Origin of the sequence: Paenalicyclobacillus ferrooxydans (assembly GCF_001399675.1) — a bacterium.
GTDB classification, from domain to species: domain Bacteria; phylum Bacillota; class Bacilli; order Alicyclobacillales; family Alicyclobacillaceae; genus Alicyclobacillus_B; species Alicyclobacillus_B ferrooxydans.
Genome location: NZ_LJCO01000082.1, coordinates 20,925 through 34,754, shown reverse-complemented (window position 1 = coordinate 34,754; position 13,830 = coordinate 20,925). Strand labels below are relative to the sequence as shown.

The following is a 13,830-nucleotide window of genomic DNA, read 5'->3' as shown; positions in this document are numbered from 1 at the left end:
TCCTCAGTTTTGCGCCGTAATTTGCGGGGAGCCGTTCTGAACTACCTTGAAGACGTCCCACATACCTACGTTACGGTTTTGCTTACCCTGTGCGAATTGCGGAAAGAAGTTAATCAAGTTTTCCATTTCATAGGTTCCTGTGTGGTCAGCTACGAACGTGTATTTCTCATTGGTTCCCGGAAGTACGCCCATGTCTGCATTCTCATCGATTGCTTGCAAGGAGTCTCCCGCCTTCGGGAATGCGAGATTATTTGCCGCGTCGTAGACGCCAATTTCAGCAGGAATACCGCCGTTGTTTTGGAAGTCCAGATTCACCGTATACCCAACAGGAACCTGGATGGTCATCTGGCCGTTGGCATAACCGTTAAAGTTCATCCGGTCGTTGACTGCGTTGTATCCACCAATTACCTTGATGTTTACCGTTTTTGTGCTCTGGTCGACGGTCATATACTGCTGGGTTAGGTCTTGCGTCTGACCACAGCCTGACACGGTCGCTACAAGCACCGCAGATGCAGCGGCCAAAGTGACCCAACGACCTGGCACTGCGCGAAACGCGTTCTGCACGCGATCACCCACCTTCATCGTGTGAATCACAAACCATTACATTTGCACCTGTCCAAATCGTCGGACTATGGGTGCAACGCATAATGAAATTTGCGAACGTCGAAATGAATCTTACTAAAAGTTCACTTGGCGCTGGGTTTGTGTGGGAAGAAAGATAATCTGTCGAGGAATGTCGTATGATGGCGTCTTCGGCTGACCGAAGCGTTCATGTTGCGGTTCCCCAACCACTCATGCCGTGTCCCTGCCCTCCTTTCTGGTTTCTCTCTGCTCTCTCTCTAGTTTCTCTTTGTTTTTTTAACAGTTTTGTGATGTTTGTGTTGCAGTTGTGTGTCTGATCACATTTTAGACACAATCCCTACTCTACGTCAAACACCTACATGGGTATAAATTTATGATGTCAATAGTTTGGTCATACCATGTTACTGGTCCATCCTAGTGATTCTGCGAAATTTGCCACTGTGCAAGTTGCAAAGGCACCTGGCCTGGGTGGCACTGCGTTATGGTATTGCCATCTGCCGCAGTATCAATTTGCAGTGAACCGCCGTTGAGTTTTGCAACGGGAACGCTGCCGGGCACGATATTCGGGCCCCCGACGGACTTCGGGTTAAATCCCGCCTTCGCCATTGCCTGAATCACTCCAACCGAGTATGCAACGGGTGCGTCAGAGAACGGATGAAGCACTGCAGGCGCATTGTTATACGTACCTAAAAAAGTTTGCAAGGTTTTACTGTCTGCCTGATAGGCCGCCTGAATCGCGGGGATGATGTTTGGGTTGGTCAACATTGTCGTGCTGTCGGATTTTGTGACAAAATCGGTTTGCGGAATGGATTTCATCGGAATCTCAATCTGTGATCCGTCATTAAAAACAAGACGGAACTGATAGGTTTTGGTGTCCAGGTTGTAAACCCCGTACCACGCGTCAATCACACGCTCGTTAATGCCTTGTCCCAGCGATGAACGCATCGGTACCAGCGAGGCGCCAATCAACAGAATCACCGCAACCACAATCACAAAGGTCATGGAATTGGTCCATTGAAACTTGCTTTTCACATCTAAGTCTCCATTCTTAAGTATTTTTTACTACTCATCATATACCGAGACCATTGTCGAAGGCCAAGCCTATTTGTCAAAATAAAAAAGCATGCGCCAAATTATGGGCGCATGCCAGGCTGTTTATAGGTGTTATGAGCCGTGCTGTTGAAACGTATGAGCCGAGATAATTCCCGTTATTTTACACAGCACCACAAGACAGACTAGGCAGGCTGGTACACACAGGATGGGTCCTCGGCAAGTACATCCCCGTACTTTGCAAATGCCCTTGACCTCGATCCTCCGCAGGCGTCTTTATAACGACAAACACTGCATTTCCCTGAGAATTGACCTTCACGAATCCCCACCAACACTTCATTCTCCCGGTAAATTTCCGAGAGTGTTTGCTGCCGGATGCTGCCTACCGGGAGCGGCAAGAATCCTGCAGGGTAGACGGTTCCGTCGTAGGATACGAAAATAATCCCTTTTCCATCACGTGTCCCGCTCGTCTGGGCCCGCGGCTGTGAGATGGGCTCACCGAGCAACTCTTGTAAATCCCGAGACAGTTGCTCATAGAGGGGACCTGCGTTCACTTGTGCAAACGGCTCAGCGGCCTTACGTGCTGCAACAACCCTCCGGAAGAATGGCGCCTCCACGGTCCGTACAATCATGTCATACTTAGAAGCCTCGTAGAGAAAGTGAGAGACATCTTCACAAGCCTCGGCGGACAGCTCACCAGACTGCTTCCCGCGTCCGACATGAATGAGGAAGAATACCTCCCAGATATGCACTCCGAGATCTCTGAGCAGTTTTGCTACTGCGGGTAGTTCGTGCATATTGTCTTCCATTACAGCCGTATTGACTTGGACCTCAAATCCGGCCGCCACAAGCCGTTCAACGGCTCTTACGGTTTCAGAAAAATGTCCGGCAACGCCGCGGATTTTCTCGTGAGTCTCAGCCTTTGCCCCATCCAAGCTGATAGAAACAACTTTGACTCCAAGTTCCTTCATACGTGCAATATTGCCATCGGTCAATTTCGGGGTAACACTTGGCGCAAGTCCGACCGGAATCCCGAGTGACCTGGCGTACGCGACAATCTCAAACGCATCTGACCGCATCAGCACATCGCCCCCGGTAATAATTAACACAGGATACGGTCGTCCAAAAGATAAAAGACTTTCGACAAACTGAAACGCCTCAGCGGTGGTCAGTTCGTTCGGCATTGGTGTATGAATGGCTTCCGCCCGGCAGTGCTTGCATGCGAGCAGACAAGCACGTGTGGATTCCCAAAACACGAGCATTGGGCGCTCGTCAAAATTGACCTGTCCCAAAGTTTCCGCCTCCCCATCTCATCTCATCTCATTATGAAGGCGGTAACTAGAAGTGATGCAGGTCCTCACAGACAGTCTTTTTGTATAATCCCCTATCCGTTTAGATGATTGTTACGTAGTCCATCCGAACCATGATAATCTATATCCATGGTTGAGGAGGACAGAAGATGATGTTTACATATCAGATGGGTACACAAATTGAGTTTGGACCAGGGCTCGTCAGTCGTCTGCCCGGCCTCGTCGAGGGAATCGGTTTCGGGAAGCGAATTATGATTGTAACGGATCCCGGTATCCAAGAGACCGGACTCATCTCTCCAATTAAACAAACGCTTCAGGCTGCTGGTTATCAAACGTTGGTTTACCAAGAAGTCGCTCCCAATCCCCGGGATGTTGACTGTGAAGCAGGAGCAAAGGTATACGTTGAGCAGGGTATGACAGGGGTTATTGGAATTGGCGGAGGGAGTGCCATGGATACCGCCAAGGCCATCACCCTCCTCAGCCAAACAGGCGGACGCGTGTCGGACTATGTAGATGGAGCACGTCCTTATGAGTGTGTCGCTCCTCTGGCCTTGGTACCGACAACCGCCGGGACAGGGTCTGAAGTGACGCGCTCAGCGGTCATCACGGAGTCTTCTACGCATCGAAAGATGACCTTGAAACACGCCATGCTGAGGCCCCTTCTCGCTGTGCTCGATCCTGCTCTAACACTGACCGTCCCACCTGCTGTAACGAGTGCAACCGGCGTGGATGCACTGGTACACGCCATTGAAGGCTACACCTGTCGCAGTTCATCACCCATCACTCAAGCCTTTGGTGCAGCGGCGATGCGTGTCATTATCCCCGCGTTACCGCGGGTCATGCAGAATCCGACGGACCTTGCTGCACGGTCCGACATGTTACAGGGAAGTCTGTTAGCCGGGCTCTGTTTCGGAGCATCAGACGTCGCATCCGTTCATTGTCTTGCGGAAGCGCTTGGCGGATTATATGATACTCCTCACGGACTGGCCAATGCCGTCTTTCTACCGCATGTGCTTCGGTTCAATGTCGTCGGACACGAAGCTTTGCACGCAGACCTCAGCCAGATTATGGGGTTCGCTTCACGAGAGGACACGCCTGCTGAAGCTTCAACGAAGCTTGTCGAAGGTATCGTACAGTGGGTTCGCCATCTTGGCATCCCTCGCCTGCGTGACCTGCCGAAGGTGTCCCCTGCAGACTTCGATGAGCTCGTAGAGCTGGCTTTTGCCAACGGATCGACCCCGAGTAATGTTCGAACGGTGTCGAGGGGAGATTATCGGGAGTTACTGCTCTCTGCTTACGAAGAACAAGGATGATGACGAGTGGCCAATGTTGACGAAGAACATCGAAATAATGAAATCGTAATCCTGATTGACGCAGATGCAGCTCCTCGTGACACTATCGTCACAGCTGACCGCCTCGGCGCGCAGTTTGGCGCCGAGGTAATCACCATCAGCACAGTCAATCATCATTTTGAACGGACGAACCACGTCCTCGTGGATGCCCATCCCCAAGCTGTTGATATGGTCATCATAGCTCGTATAAACCGAAACAAAGCGTATATCGTTGTTACCCAGGATTATGGGCTTGCGGCTTTGTCCCTCGGCAAAGGAGCTCGAGCCATCTCCCCGCGAGGGCTCATCTACACCAACGACAATATAGACAGATTGCTCATGGAACGGGATATTCACGCAAGAGAGCGTCGTTTATCACGTCGCACCAAAGGGCCAGCTGCGAGGACGACTGAGGATGCAGTTCAGTTTGCCGCCGCGCTGGAAGCCCTCTTGTCGGAAGTGATACCGAGTGACGCATAGTCATCCAAACTCACGGTACCGTCCATAGGCAAATGGTGAGCCAACTGGTACAGACTAAGTGCAAACTGCATCTCACCGCTAAACTTGCCATCCATTCTATCGCTGTAAAAGCCAGCACTGTGCAGCCGCTGTTGGACCACGAGAACATCTGCACCGATGTTGCCAAGTGAGAGGGTCCGCAAAGATTTCACAGGGTTCCCATGAATGATGACAGGCGTACCAACTGGCACTGTATCATACAACTGTTCCACATCAGCATTGCGCATTCGAATGCAGCCGTTGCTCACGTATTGACCAATGAGCTGGGGGCGGTTGGTCCCGTGGATACCATACGTCCCCCATGGCACGTTCAGCCCCAGCCAGCGTGTTCCGAACCCTCCGCCCCACCCCCGTTGTTTATCGACGATTTTCCAATTCCCAATTGGCGTCGGGGTGGCAGGCTTGCCCAGTGCGACGGGATACGTCTTGTACAGTGAACTGTTCCGATACAGGTTTAAGACCGGACGTTTGGTGTCAATTCGAATCTCATACCTGACCTTCTGAGCGGAATGGGGGTCAATGGATTCCGCCTCGGATGAAGGCGCTGTGTTTTGTGTTGTCTCTGCATACACGGAAGGCTGTACAAGACAACCGGCGAAAGCAGCGAGGACTACGCCGAGAACTGTACGGACCTGTCTCTTTGCGCTGCGGTTGTTTCCGTACCTGTGGTCATACAACTTGTCCACGTTATCCACCTCACGTCCATAGCATGATACATGGACAGGTGGATGATGCAACGAGTCAATCCAGGCGCCGATTGGACAGGTACTTCGCATAACCTGCAACACAATCCATGAACTGAACCACTTCATCGTCGGTCAAAATGTCTCGTCCGGGCCGGCCGTTAAAGTCATAGACGTAAAACTCACCCTGCGGTGTGTGACCTACGTCAAGTCCAAGAATGCCCAGTCTCGGATAATGAGACTGGAGCCTTCGTGCCACCCGCAGTGCAAACTCGTTCATATGCGAAAGATCACTTGGAGTGACACCAAAGCTGTTAAGAAGATGATAATCGTGATGTGCGTTTGTGAGGGACCGTATGCGGCCGCCGGCATGGTAGTTCGTCAGAACCGATCCGGCAGCCCCCGTTCTTGCTGTCGTAGCTGTGACACCCCATGCGCCGCTGTCTTTACGCTGGACAGTCACTCGGAAGTCAACTTTTCTTCCCTCACGCGTGACGCCAAGCTCGATATGCTCCTGAGCCATGTATTGCCGATACGTGGTCAATTGCCGAATAAACTGAACCAAGCGCTGCCGATCCATCTCCTGGTGCAGGTGTTTACCACGATATCGTTCTGCAGTGAGTTCATACCTTCCATTGGGGAGACGATCAATCATGACTATGTTACGGCCGCCAGACCCGTACACAGGTTTTAGCCACACTCGGTCGCTTTCATCCAATATCTGAATCACGCGCGTTGGTGTCACTTGCGTGATTGTCCGGGGAAGTCTGCCGCCTCGGATGCGGTTTTGCGTCAAGAGCTCATACAAGGTACTTTTGGAAGGCAACACGGGGTTAAACATGGGAATATCCTGTTTTGCGACCGCCTTGAGAAGGTGGGGATAAGATATCTGGTATGCCTTCAGGTCATCCAGGTACATGGCATCGTAAATCACGGTCTGCCGATTCATGTTCGAGACTTTTCTCCGCCATTCTTTGCCTGGCGTTTCCGACGACGTCCACCCGGGAAAATGGGCGAGGCCAAGCAAACGTTTGGGGCTCGTAATGACAAGAGAGATATCGTACTTTGTCGCGGCTGCAGCAAGAGATTGAAATGCCAAGCGACGTCTGCGACTGGTTTTCTTCAGGGGCGACCACCCGGTTACTGTTACAAGCACAACACTTCGTCCCCTTTCCCAGTGCTCCGAGAGCCTGGAGGCTGACAAAACGGAAACCTCGGCCATCTACTATATGCACAGGCCGAAGGTTTGGCATTGATGATCTCCAAAAGGGCTATCCGTGCAGCCGTATCACCTGAAATGCTTCGGCATAGGTGGCATAAATGTACTGCCCCCGAAACTGTGCCTTGGCCATGAGCGTCTGTTCACTGACCGGATGGGGGTGGGTAGACAACTGCGTCTTATAGCAGCGAATCGCCTTCAATTTCGTTTGCATGATGTCATCTGGAAGGGATACGTACAGGTTGGGAGAAAACTCTGTTTCCCCGTCTGTCTCATATGCGATCACAGTTCCTTGCCAGAAATACGGTCGCGCAGCGGTGATGGATGCGTCGTGAAGTGCAAGATGGTCCTGATGCTTGGTTTGTGACGGAATGAACAAAACAGTCGGGTGAAAATCGTGAATGTGATTCTCAATTGCGGCTGTCAATTCCGCCCGGGGTCTTGTATCAAGCAGGGAATGATACTGGATAGCCACGTCATCGTCCTCGAATAAAATCGTGTAATCCGTAATCCCAAGCACGGACATCGCTTCTTTAAGCTCCCGGTACCGTACGTCTCCACTGTAAAAAGTGTAAGTCTCCTGGTGTTTGTGAAACCGTCGGTAAGTTCCCTTAACAAACGAAGCAACCACCACTCGAACTGAGCTTCCCGCAGCTACATATTTTTGTACTACCCCGCCACAACCGAGCGTCTCATCATCCGCGTGGGGAGACAGTACCAGAACCCGCTGGTTTTCGTAGGATAAAGACTCCACGCATTCACCCCCATTCTCGTCCTACCCCAATATACGGTTGTTACCCTGGTCTGCTCGGGCATTTGGTCGGTTCTCCTGCAAAGTCAATGACAACGCCCAGCACCAAGCGGGGACAAGGTGATTACAGTAGTACAGGTTATCGACGAGAGGTGAACAGTGTGGAGGGTAAGCCAGTTACGATACTTGTTACCGGCATCGGATCGCCCGGTGCTTTCGGCGTCGTGCGTTCACTGCGCCAGATAAAGGAACGACGGCTGCACATCATTGGTACGGATGCCAATTCAGACGCGACCGGGCAGGCCTGGGTCGATGGATTTCACGTCATCCCGCGCGCTGACTCCGTCGATTTCCCTCAGGTCCTGAAGGACGTCTGCAAAGCGGAATCAGTTGACGTGGTCCTGCCGCTTGTAACACGAGAATTGATTCCCTTGGCCGAGATGCAACAAGACTTAGCGGCAATTGGAACTCGTATGCCCCTTCCAACCGTCGAGACTCTCCGTACGGCCAACCATAAAGGGATGTTGTTTCGGGCCTTGGCACAGGTGAAAATTCCCGTTCCGCAGTTTCAACCGGCGAAAACCCTGAATGAACTGAGAAGTTCTTTCATGAGTTTGGGATATCCGGCTCGCCCGGTGTGCTTCAAGCCGGTCTATGGAGATGGAAGTCGGGGATTTCGGATTTTGGACAAAACCCTGAACGCAGCCAAGAGCCTGTTTGAGGATAAACCCGACAGCACCCATATCTCAGAGACTGAGTTGTTTGACAAACTGCAGAACAATACGGGGCTGCCCGAGCTGGTTGTGATGGAGTATCTGCCAGGGGCCGAGTACAGCGTAGATTTATTAGCTCGCCACGGTGAGATGGTCGTTTCGGTGGTGCGACTTCGTGAACAGATTACGGGTGGAATCACAACCAAAGGGCGGATCGTGGATGAACCGGACGTCGTCCGCTATGTGACATCCGTCGTCAGCGCCCTCGGTCTTCACGGAAATGTCGGTGTCCAAGTACGCCGAAATGACAACGGAGAACCAAGGATCCTTGAGGTCAACCCTCGGCTCCAGGGTACGACCATCCTGTGCACGGCAGCGGGCGTCAACCTGCCTTGGTTGGGTGTTAAGCTCGCACTCGGAGAAGAGATACAGAAGACAGAATTGGAATTTGAAACGGGCGTGCGACTCGTCCGTCACTGGGATGAGGTCTTCTTCCGGTCGGATGGTTCAGCCTTTACCATGCAATAAAGAGAAAGGGGATATTTTGATTGAGGATACTACTGCTCGTCCAACGACTGTGGCGAGGCGGCGGGACCGAGACGCATGTGTTGACACTTGCTTCCGGCCTGCGTCAGATGGGACATCATGTCACACTCTACACATCCGGTGGGCCATGGGTCAGTCAGGCACGTCGACTGGGCGTTCCTCTGCACATTGACACTGTCCTGCAGCGTCCTGGGCGCCCGAAGGTGCTTCGCCTGCGGCGTTTTTTACAAGCTCATACATTTGATATTGTGCACGCTCATGATGGACCTACGATGACACTCGCAGCACTTGCACTGAGAGGTCTAGTGAGAAGACCGCAACTTGTGGCAACCGTTCATGGACCTTACGTAGGTGCTGCTGCCTTGGGGGCTACGAAAGGGATTGCAAAAGCAGTCATCACGGTTTCCCCGGCCCTCAAACCAAAGACCGTCTCTGCTACAAGACTGCCAGCAGGTCGGGTCTATACGATACCGAACGGCATCCGCACAGACCTGTTTCGACCCGGAAAGAACAAACCGCTGCGGAAGCTGCACAAAGTCCCGGAAGATGCCTATGTGATTGGATACGCCGGGAGGTTTACTGTCGAGAAGGCAGCTTTAGGAAGACGGGTAGTACGAAGCCTAAAAAGGTTTTCGCTTGCCCACAAGCGGGTATACGTTTTGGTTGTCGGCCGCGAATCCAAACGGATTGTGGGGACATCAAGGGGACGGGTAAAGGTCCTCGGCCCGATGGGCATGGGGAAAATGCCTGACTTTTATAACTCCTGCGATCTCGTCATTGGAACCGCTCGCGTGGCTGCAGAGTCGGCCATCTGCGGTGTTCCCACCATGGCTGTTGGGTCAGCAGGTGACCATGGACTTGTCACGCAAAAAAGCCTTCGGCATATGATCCAAACCAACTTTGGTGATCACGGAGCCGTTCGTCCCTGGACACACAGTCAACTGAACACCAAGTTGAGTCATGCCATGTCCAAACAAAGGATGCTCAAACATGAAGCCGGCCAAGTGCGCAAAGCACTGGCCGACCAATTGAGTTCGCATCGAATGATCCGCCGGATCCTCCGAGTGTATCGTTTGGCAATCAGTACGAAATAGAGTTGCCCAAAGGGAGGCGCGAGGTCGATCCTAGGCCTCGCACTCCTCAAGGATGGCTTGCTCGTCATTTACACCGAGTTTTGGCAAAATCGACTTCATAACCTTAGCTACACATTCGTCAACAGACTGCAAAGCAGTGTTCACGGTCACATCCGCGAAAGCAGGGGGCTCGTACGGCGCTGAGATACCGGTAAAATTCGAAATGATTCCGCGTTTTGCTTTATCATATAAGCCCTTCGGATCACGGGCTGCACAAACGTCTACCGGGCAATCCACGTAAACCTCGACAAACTCTCCGTCTTCAAATTGGGCCCTTGCATGCTCTCGGTCCGATTCAAAAGGAGAGATAAGTGCGGATAAAACGACAACTCCTGAATCGACGAACAATCCTGCAACGTGTGCGACGCGGCGAATATTTTCCTTACGGTCCTCTTCGGAGAAACCGAGATCAGCGCATAATCCGTGCCGAACATTGTCTCCATCAAGGAGATAGGTGTGGATCCCGCGACGGTACAGTTCCTCTTCGAGGCGATTTGCAAGTGTTGATTTCCCAGCACCGGAAAGTCCGGTCAACCAAATACACAGTCCGCGGTGACCGTTCAGCTGTGTACGTGCGTCTTTTGTGATGCGCCCTTGGTGCCAGGTCAGGTTCTGTTCATTCATTTCGCGATAGCTCCTCCTAGGGAATCCACTCTGACCCAATGAGACAGGTCGCGCCCTATTAGGCCCTCAAGTACCTTTATGTCAGATTGTAATTCTTTTGTTAGTTGAAATCTTGTCTCTGGACGTAGAGACAGGTGCTTCAAGGTCATATTCTTTGCCTTGTTTCCCAGTTTATGCTGTACATTGGCAGGTAGGAATGGCTTCAGGGCATTCTTCAAGGGATTAGGCTTGGCAAAGAAGTTGTACAACCAACGTGAACGCGGTACACCCGAGGCGTTGTGGCGGATTGAGGTGTCAATCGGCACGTCTTGATCGATACCAAGAAAAGAGATAATCTCCCCTATCACACGGCTCATATCCTTTAAGTCCTCGTAAAGATAAATGCGAAGGTGCTGTCTATCAAAGGTGTCTAAGTAGCGCTTCACTTGGGCTGCGTACATGCCAACCTCTTTATACCACCACAGAGGCTGGTAACCCATCTCCCGGCGCTCGTGCTCACGCTCGAGCGCCTGTTCAAAACTGAGCGTTTCACGACCGTCACGAACCGTATGAGAGTACGCTGAAAAAGCTCTATCAACGGGATTTCTCAAGATAATAATAACCTTCGCGTCGGGATTCAGTTCACGAATCAACCTCGGCGTGTCGGGGTAGTACAGATAGTAGACGGATGCATCGCCGAGTACAGTGGCGTTGCCAGGATTCGAGTACAGCTTCAAATAGTCCGTCTCGTTCCGAACCACGTTGTCACTGAACCCTTCATCCCCAGGTCCCGTGAACGATGGGGGAAAACGATGACTGCACAAATAGTGCGGTTCCTTAATATGACTCATGAAGACGGCAGGATGTTGTGTCAAGTAGTGGTACAGAGAACTTGTCCCCGCTTTAGCAGCCCCAGCAATGAATAAGTTCGGTATGTTCGGGATTGAAATCCTCCCCTTTCTCCCGCCAGCATCCTTTCGATACCCAAAATTTTCACACTTCGGATAGGATACCTCATGTTCATACTATCCGTCCAACCACTCCCCGTGGTTACACGGATATGTAAAAAATATGGAGATCGTGTGGAGGACCCGAAACCTGTTCGCTACCTAGCAACATCACAGTCCTAAATCATGCGGTCCCTGCTGCGTCAAGCGGCAGCCAGACCGTAAACACGGTTCCTTTGCCAATGGTGCTATCCACTGCAATGCGTCCACTGTGTGCTTCCACAAACTCCTTCGCAATGGCAAGACCGAGTCCTGTGCCTCCTGTCTCCCGAGATCGGTCCTCATCAGCTCGATAGAACCGGTCAAAAATATGCGTCAGGTGGTCCGCACCAATGCCGGGACCTGTGTCTGCAATCGATGTGCGAAACTGGTTTCCGTCCCGTTCAACATCGATGCGGACCGCTCCCCCCTCCGGGGTATAACGCAAGGCGTTTCCTAGGAGGTTGACGAAAACCTGGGTAATCCGGTCGGGGTCGACCGTCACGGTCAAGTCGGCCGGAAAATGGTTCTCTATCTGGAGCGTGATATTTTTATCTTCAAACTCAATGTCAAAGTTATCGGCGATCCGCTCCACTAGTTGTCCCGGATACACCTGCTTTTTGACAAGGGACAGCTTGCCGACCTCCGCAAGACTCAGTTGGTGCAAGTCCTGTACGAGACGTGTCAGTCGGAAGACCTCGTCTTGAATAGGCAACAAAGACTCCGGGTCAGCCGGTTTTAACCCTTGTTGAATCAGCTCAAGTTGCCCCTGCATGACAGTCAGCGGCATCCGTAACTCATGTGCCACGTCGGCAACCAAGTGTCGCCTCGCCTGTTCTGTGCGGGACAATTTACTGGTCATCTCGTTAAATGCTTCCGCAACTTCACCAAACTCATCTTTACTGTTGACCATGACCTTCGCTTCCAGTTCGCCAGCCCCAATTCTACGCAGCCCTTGCATAACGAGTTGGAGCGGTTTGGTCATCCAACGGGTAAACCACGCTCCCATCAACAGTGCCAACAATCCCGTCACAACCGTGCCAGATACCGTCGCCAGCGTGGCCGAGTGCAAAACAGTGCGCTCCACTTTGGTGAGTCCCTCGATGCCTCGGTCATGAATCTGAAGGTCCCCAACCTTTGTGCCGTTCACGATGATAGGTGCCTCAACCAGTCCAGAGTCACTATGAGACGGAGACTGCCCGTCAGTTCCGTCGGGGGGACTCTGCGCGGTCTGGACGATCACTTCTCCCTGTGCATCGTACAGTATCAGAGAGGCGACTTGTCCGACATTTGACCGCGATCCGAACAAGCGATAGATATACGCATCTACACCAGCCCACGAATCGCCATTGTATTGATAGTAGTTCTCGAGAAGCGTCGCCCACGTCTCCGCATCGCCCTCTCGAGCAGCTTGCGCATACTCTCGGAACAGCCCCGACAGATACCCATGGGACAGCGTAAAGAAGGCTACACTCGTCATGAACACGAGTGCGGCCATTGCCGCAAAGAGTTTTTGACGGACTTTCATGAATCCTCGCCGAACCTGTAGCCGATACCGTGCACAGTCTTGATGTAGCGCGGGTTGGTCGAGTCATCTTCAATCTTCTTGCGCAGGTGACTGATATGGCTGTCAATCGTCCGCTCGTAATTCAGATACGCGTCTCCAAGCGTAGCTTTCAGGAGCTGCAGACGGCTGTATACAACACCAGGCCGTGAGGCCAGGGTGAGCAGAATTTGGAACTCTGCCGGCGTCAGGATAATCTCTTCGTCCTTCTTCCAGACACGATACTTGCTCTCGTCAATCGTCAGGTCCCCGCGCCGGATAATCCCCGTCTCTTCCTCCGCCGCTGGGATACTTTGAATGCGTCGCAGAACCGCCCGAACTCTCGCCAACAACTCTCGCAAACTGAAGGGTTTTGGCATGTAGTCGTCAGCGCCCATTTCAAGGCCCACAACGCGATCCGTTTCTTCAGTTCGCGCCGTAAGCATGATAATGCCAATGGGACGCCCCGTTTGTCGCAACTCGCGACAAACGTCCAGTCCGCTGCGCTCTGGAAGCATCCAATCCAAAATAACAATATCAGGATTTACTTCATCGACTCGTCGCAGTGCTTCTTGGCCTGTACCAGCTGTCGAAACCGTAAATCCTTCGCTTTCAAGGAATGGTTTGATGACGTCGATTACCTTCGGTTCGTCATCGACGATGAGGATACTTGTTCCCATGTGGGGATTCCCCTTTCACAAACTTCGTCGATTTTTCTCTAATTATAGTTTAACGATAACTTGTCCCAGATCCATCGGCGAGTTGTGGTGTTTGTATGGAGAATCCAAAAAAGGCAGAAGCGCAGGTCCAGAGAAGTGGTCTGACTGTGTCAGACCACTCTCCTGACAGCTCCTGACAGGT

14 protein-coding genes are annotated in these 13,830 nt (G+C 52.1%); 4 read left to right on the top strand and 10 right to left on the bottom strand.

What is annotated here, in order from left to right; all coding sequences use genetic code 11:
- Positions 1–3 precede the first annotated feature (3 nt).
- The 3 genes from AN477_RS19025 to AN477_RS19015 all read right to left on the bottom strand — a co-directional run bounded on the left by AN477_RS19025 (position 4) and on the right by AN477_RS19015 (position 2,924).
- Positions 4–564, bottom strand: a complete 561-nt coding sequence (locus AN477_RS19025) for a sulfocyanin-like copper-binding protein (protein ID WP_054970764.1) — start codon at positions 562–564, stop codon at positions 4–6.
- A gap of 432 nt (positions 565–996) precedes the next feature.
- Positions 997–1,614 (bottom strand): hypothetical protein, encoded by a 618-nt coding sequence (locus tag AN477_RS19020; protein WP_054970763.1) that lies wholly within the window; start codon positions 1,612–1,614, stop codon positions 997–999.
- Between the two features lie 203 nt (positions 1,615–1,817).
- Complete coding sequence (locus AN477_RS19015) at positions 1,818–2,924, bottom strand: TIGR04053 family radical SAM/SPASM domain-containing protein (protein WP_211266034.1); 1,107 nt, start codon at positions 2,922–2,924, stop codon at positions 1,818–1,820.
- Between the two features lie 167 nt (positions 2,925–3,091).
- Here AN477_RS19015 and AN477_RS19010 point away from each other — a divergent pair, with 167 nt between their 5' ends.
- Together AN477_RS19010 and AN477_RS19005 are read left to right on the top strand one after the other, a co-directional pair.
- On the top strand, positions 3,092–4,255 hold the full coding sequence (locus AN477_RS19010) for an iron-containing alcohol dehydrogenase (RefSeq protein WP_054970762.1): 1,164 nt from the start codon (positions 3,092–3,094) through the stop codon (positions 4,253–4,255).
- Positions 4,256–4,261: 6 nt separating this feature from the next.
- Positions 4,262–4,753, top strand: a complete 492-nt coding sequence (locus AN477_RS19005; RefSeq protein ID WP_054970761.1) for a DUF188 domain-containing protein — start codon at positions 4,262–4,264, stop codon at positions 4,751–4,753.
- On the opposite strand, the gene AN477_RS19000 is transcribed toward AN477_RS19005, so the two are convergent.
- The 3 genes from AN477_RS19000 to AN477_RS18990 all read right to left on the bottom strand — a co-directional run bounded on the left by AN477_RS19000 (position 4,696) and on the right by AN477_RS18990 (position 7,448).
- A complete protein-coding gene (locus tag AN477_RS19000; protein ID WP_054970760.1) occupies positions 4,696–5,478 on the bottom strand; it encodes a L,D-transpeptidase family protein in 783 nt (260 codons plus the stop codon). The two genes, AN477_RS19005 and AN477_RS19000, sit on opposite strands and share 58 nt — an antisense overlap.
- A 55-nt stretch (positions 5,479–5,533) precedes the next feature.
- Positions 5,534–6,631, bottom strand: coding sequence for a YheC/YheD family protein (locus tag AN477_RS18995; protein ID WP_054970759.1), 1,098 nt, complete (start codon positions 6,629–6,631; stop codon positions 5,534–5,536).
- A 115-nt stretch (positions 6,632–6,746) separates the two neighbouring features.
- Positions 6,747–7,448 carry a PIG-L deacetylase family protein gene (locus AN477_RS18990; protein WP_054970758.1) on the bottom strand — a complete coding sequence of 234 codons (702 nt, stop codon included), beginning with the start codon at positions 7,446–7,448 and terminating at the stop codon, positions 6,747–6,749.
- Between the two features lie 158 nt (positions 7,449–7,606).
- Here AN477_RS18990 and AN477_RS18985 point away from each other — a divergent pair, with 158 nt between their 5' ends.
- Both AN477_RS18985 and AN477_RS18980 read left to right on the top strand, forming a co-directional pair.
- Positions 7,607–8,686: an ATP-grasp domain-containing protein gene (locus tag AN477_RS18985; RefSeq protein ID WP_054970757.1), complete on the top strand. Its 1,080-nt coding sequence runs from the start codon at positions 7,607–7,609 to the stop codon at positions 8,684–8,686.
- A 20-nt stretch (positions 8,687–8,706) separates the two neighbouring features.
- On the top strand, positions 8,707–9,798 hold the full coding sequence (locus AN477_RS18980; protein WP_054970756.1) for a glycosyltransferase family 4 protein: 1,092 nt from the start codon (positions 8,707–8,709) through the stop codon (positions 9,796–9,798).
- Positions 9,799–9,828: 30 nt separating this feature from the next.
- On the opposite strand, the gene cysC is transcribed toward AN477_RS18980, so the two are convergent.
- The 4 genes from cysC to AN477_RS18960 all read right to left on the bottom strand — a co-directional run bounded on the left by cysC (position 9,829) and on the right by AN477_RS18960 (position 13,649).
- On the bottom strand, positions 9,829–10,461 hold the full coding sequence (gene cysC / locus AN477_RS18975) for an adenylyl-sulfate kinase (protein ID WP_054970755.1): 633 nt from the start codon (positions 10,459–10,461) through the stop codon (positions 9,829–9,831).
- Positions 10,458–11,360, bottom strand: coding sequence for a sulfotransferase family protein (locus AN477_RS18970; protein ID WP_281176389.1), 903 nt, complete (start codon positions 11,358–11,360; stop codon positions 10,458–10,460). Before AN477_RS18970 ends, cysC begins: the two co-directional genes overlap by 4 nt.
- Before the next feature lie 211 nt (positions 11,361–11,571).
- Positions 11,572–12,954: a sensor histidine kinase gene (locus tag AN477_RS18965; protein ID WP_054970753.1), complete on the bottom strand. Its 1,383-nt coding sequence runs from the start codon at positions 12,952–12,954 to the stop codon at positions 11,572–11,574.
- Positions 12,951–13,649, bottom strand: coding sequence for a response regulator transcription factor (locus AN477_RS18960; RefSeq protein WP_054970752.1), 699 nt, complete (start codon positions 13,647–13,649; stop codon positions 12,951–12,953). Before AN477_RS18960 ends, AN477_RS18965 begins: the two co-directional genes overlap by 4 nt.
- Positions 13,650–13,830: the final 181 nt, after the last annotated feature.

Excerpts from the sequence above, each read along its gene's own strand:
- AN477_RS19010 (WP_054970762.1), top strand. The coding sequence starts at position 3,092 with ATGATGTTTACATATCAGATGGGTACACAAATTGAGTTTGGACCAGGG.
- cysC (WP_054970755.1), bottom strand. The coding sequence starts at position 10,461 with ATGAATGAACAGAACCTGACCTGGCACCAAGGGCGCATCACAAAAGAC.
- AN477_RS18965 (WP_054970753.1), bottom strand. The coding sequence starts at position 12,954 with ATGAAAGTCCGTCAAAAACTCTTTGCGGCAATGGCCGCACTCGTGTTC.
- AN477_RS18960 (WP_054970752.1), bottom strand. The coding sequence starts at position 13,649 with ATGGGAACAAGTATCCTCATCGTCGATGACGAACCGAAGGTAATCGAC.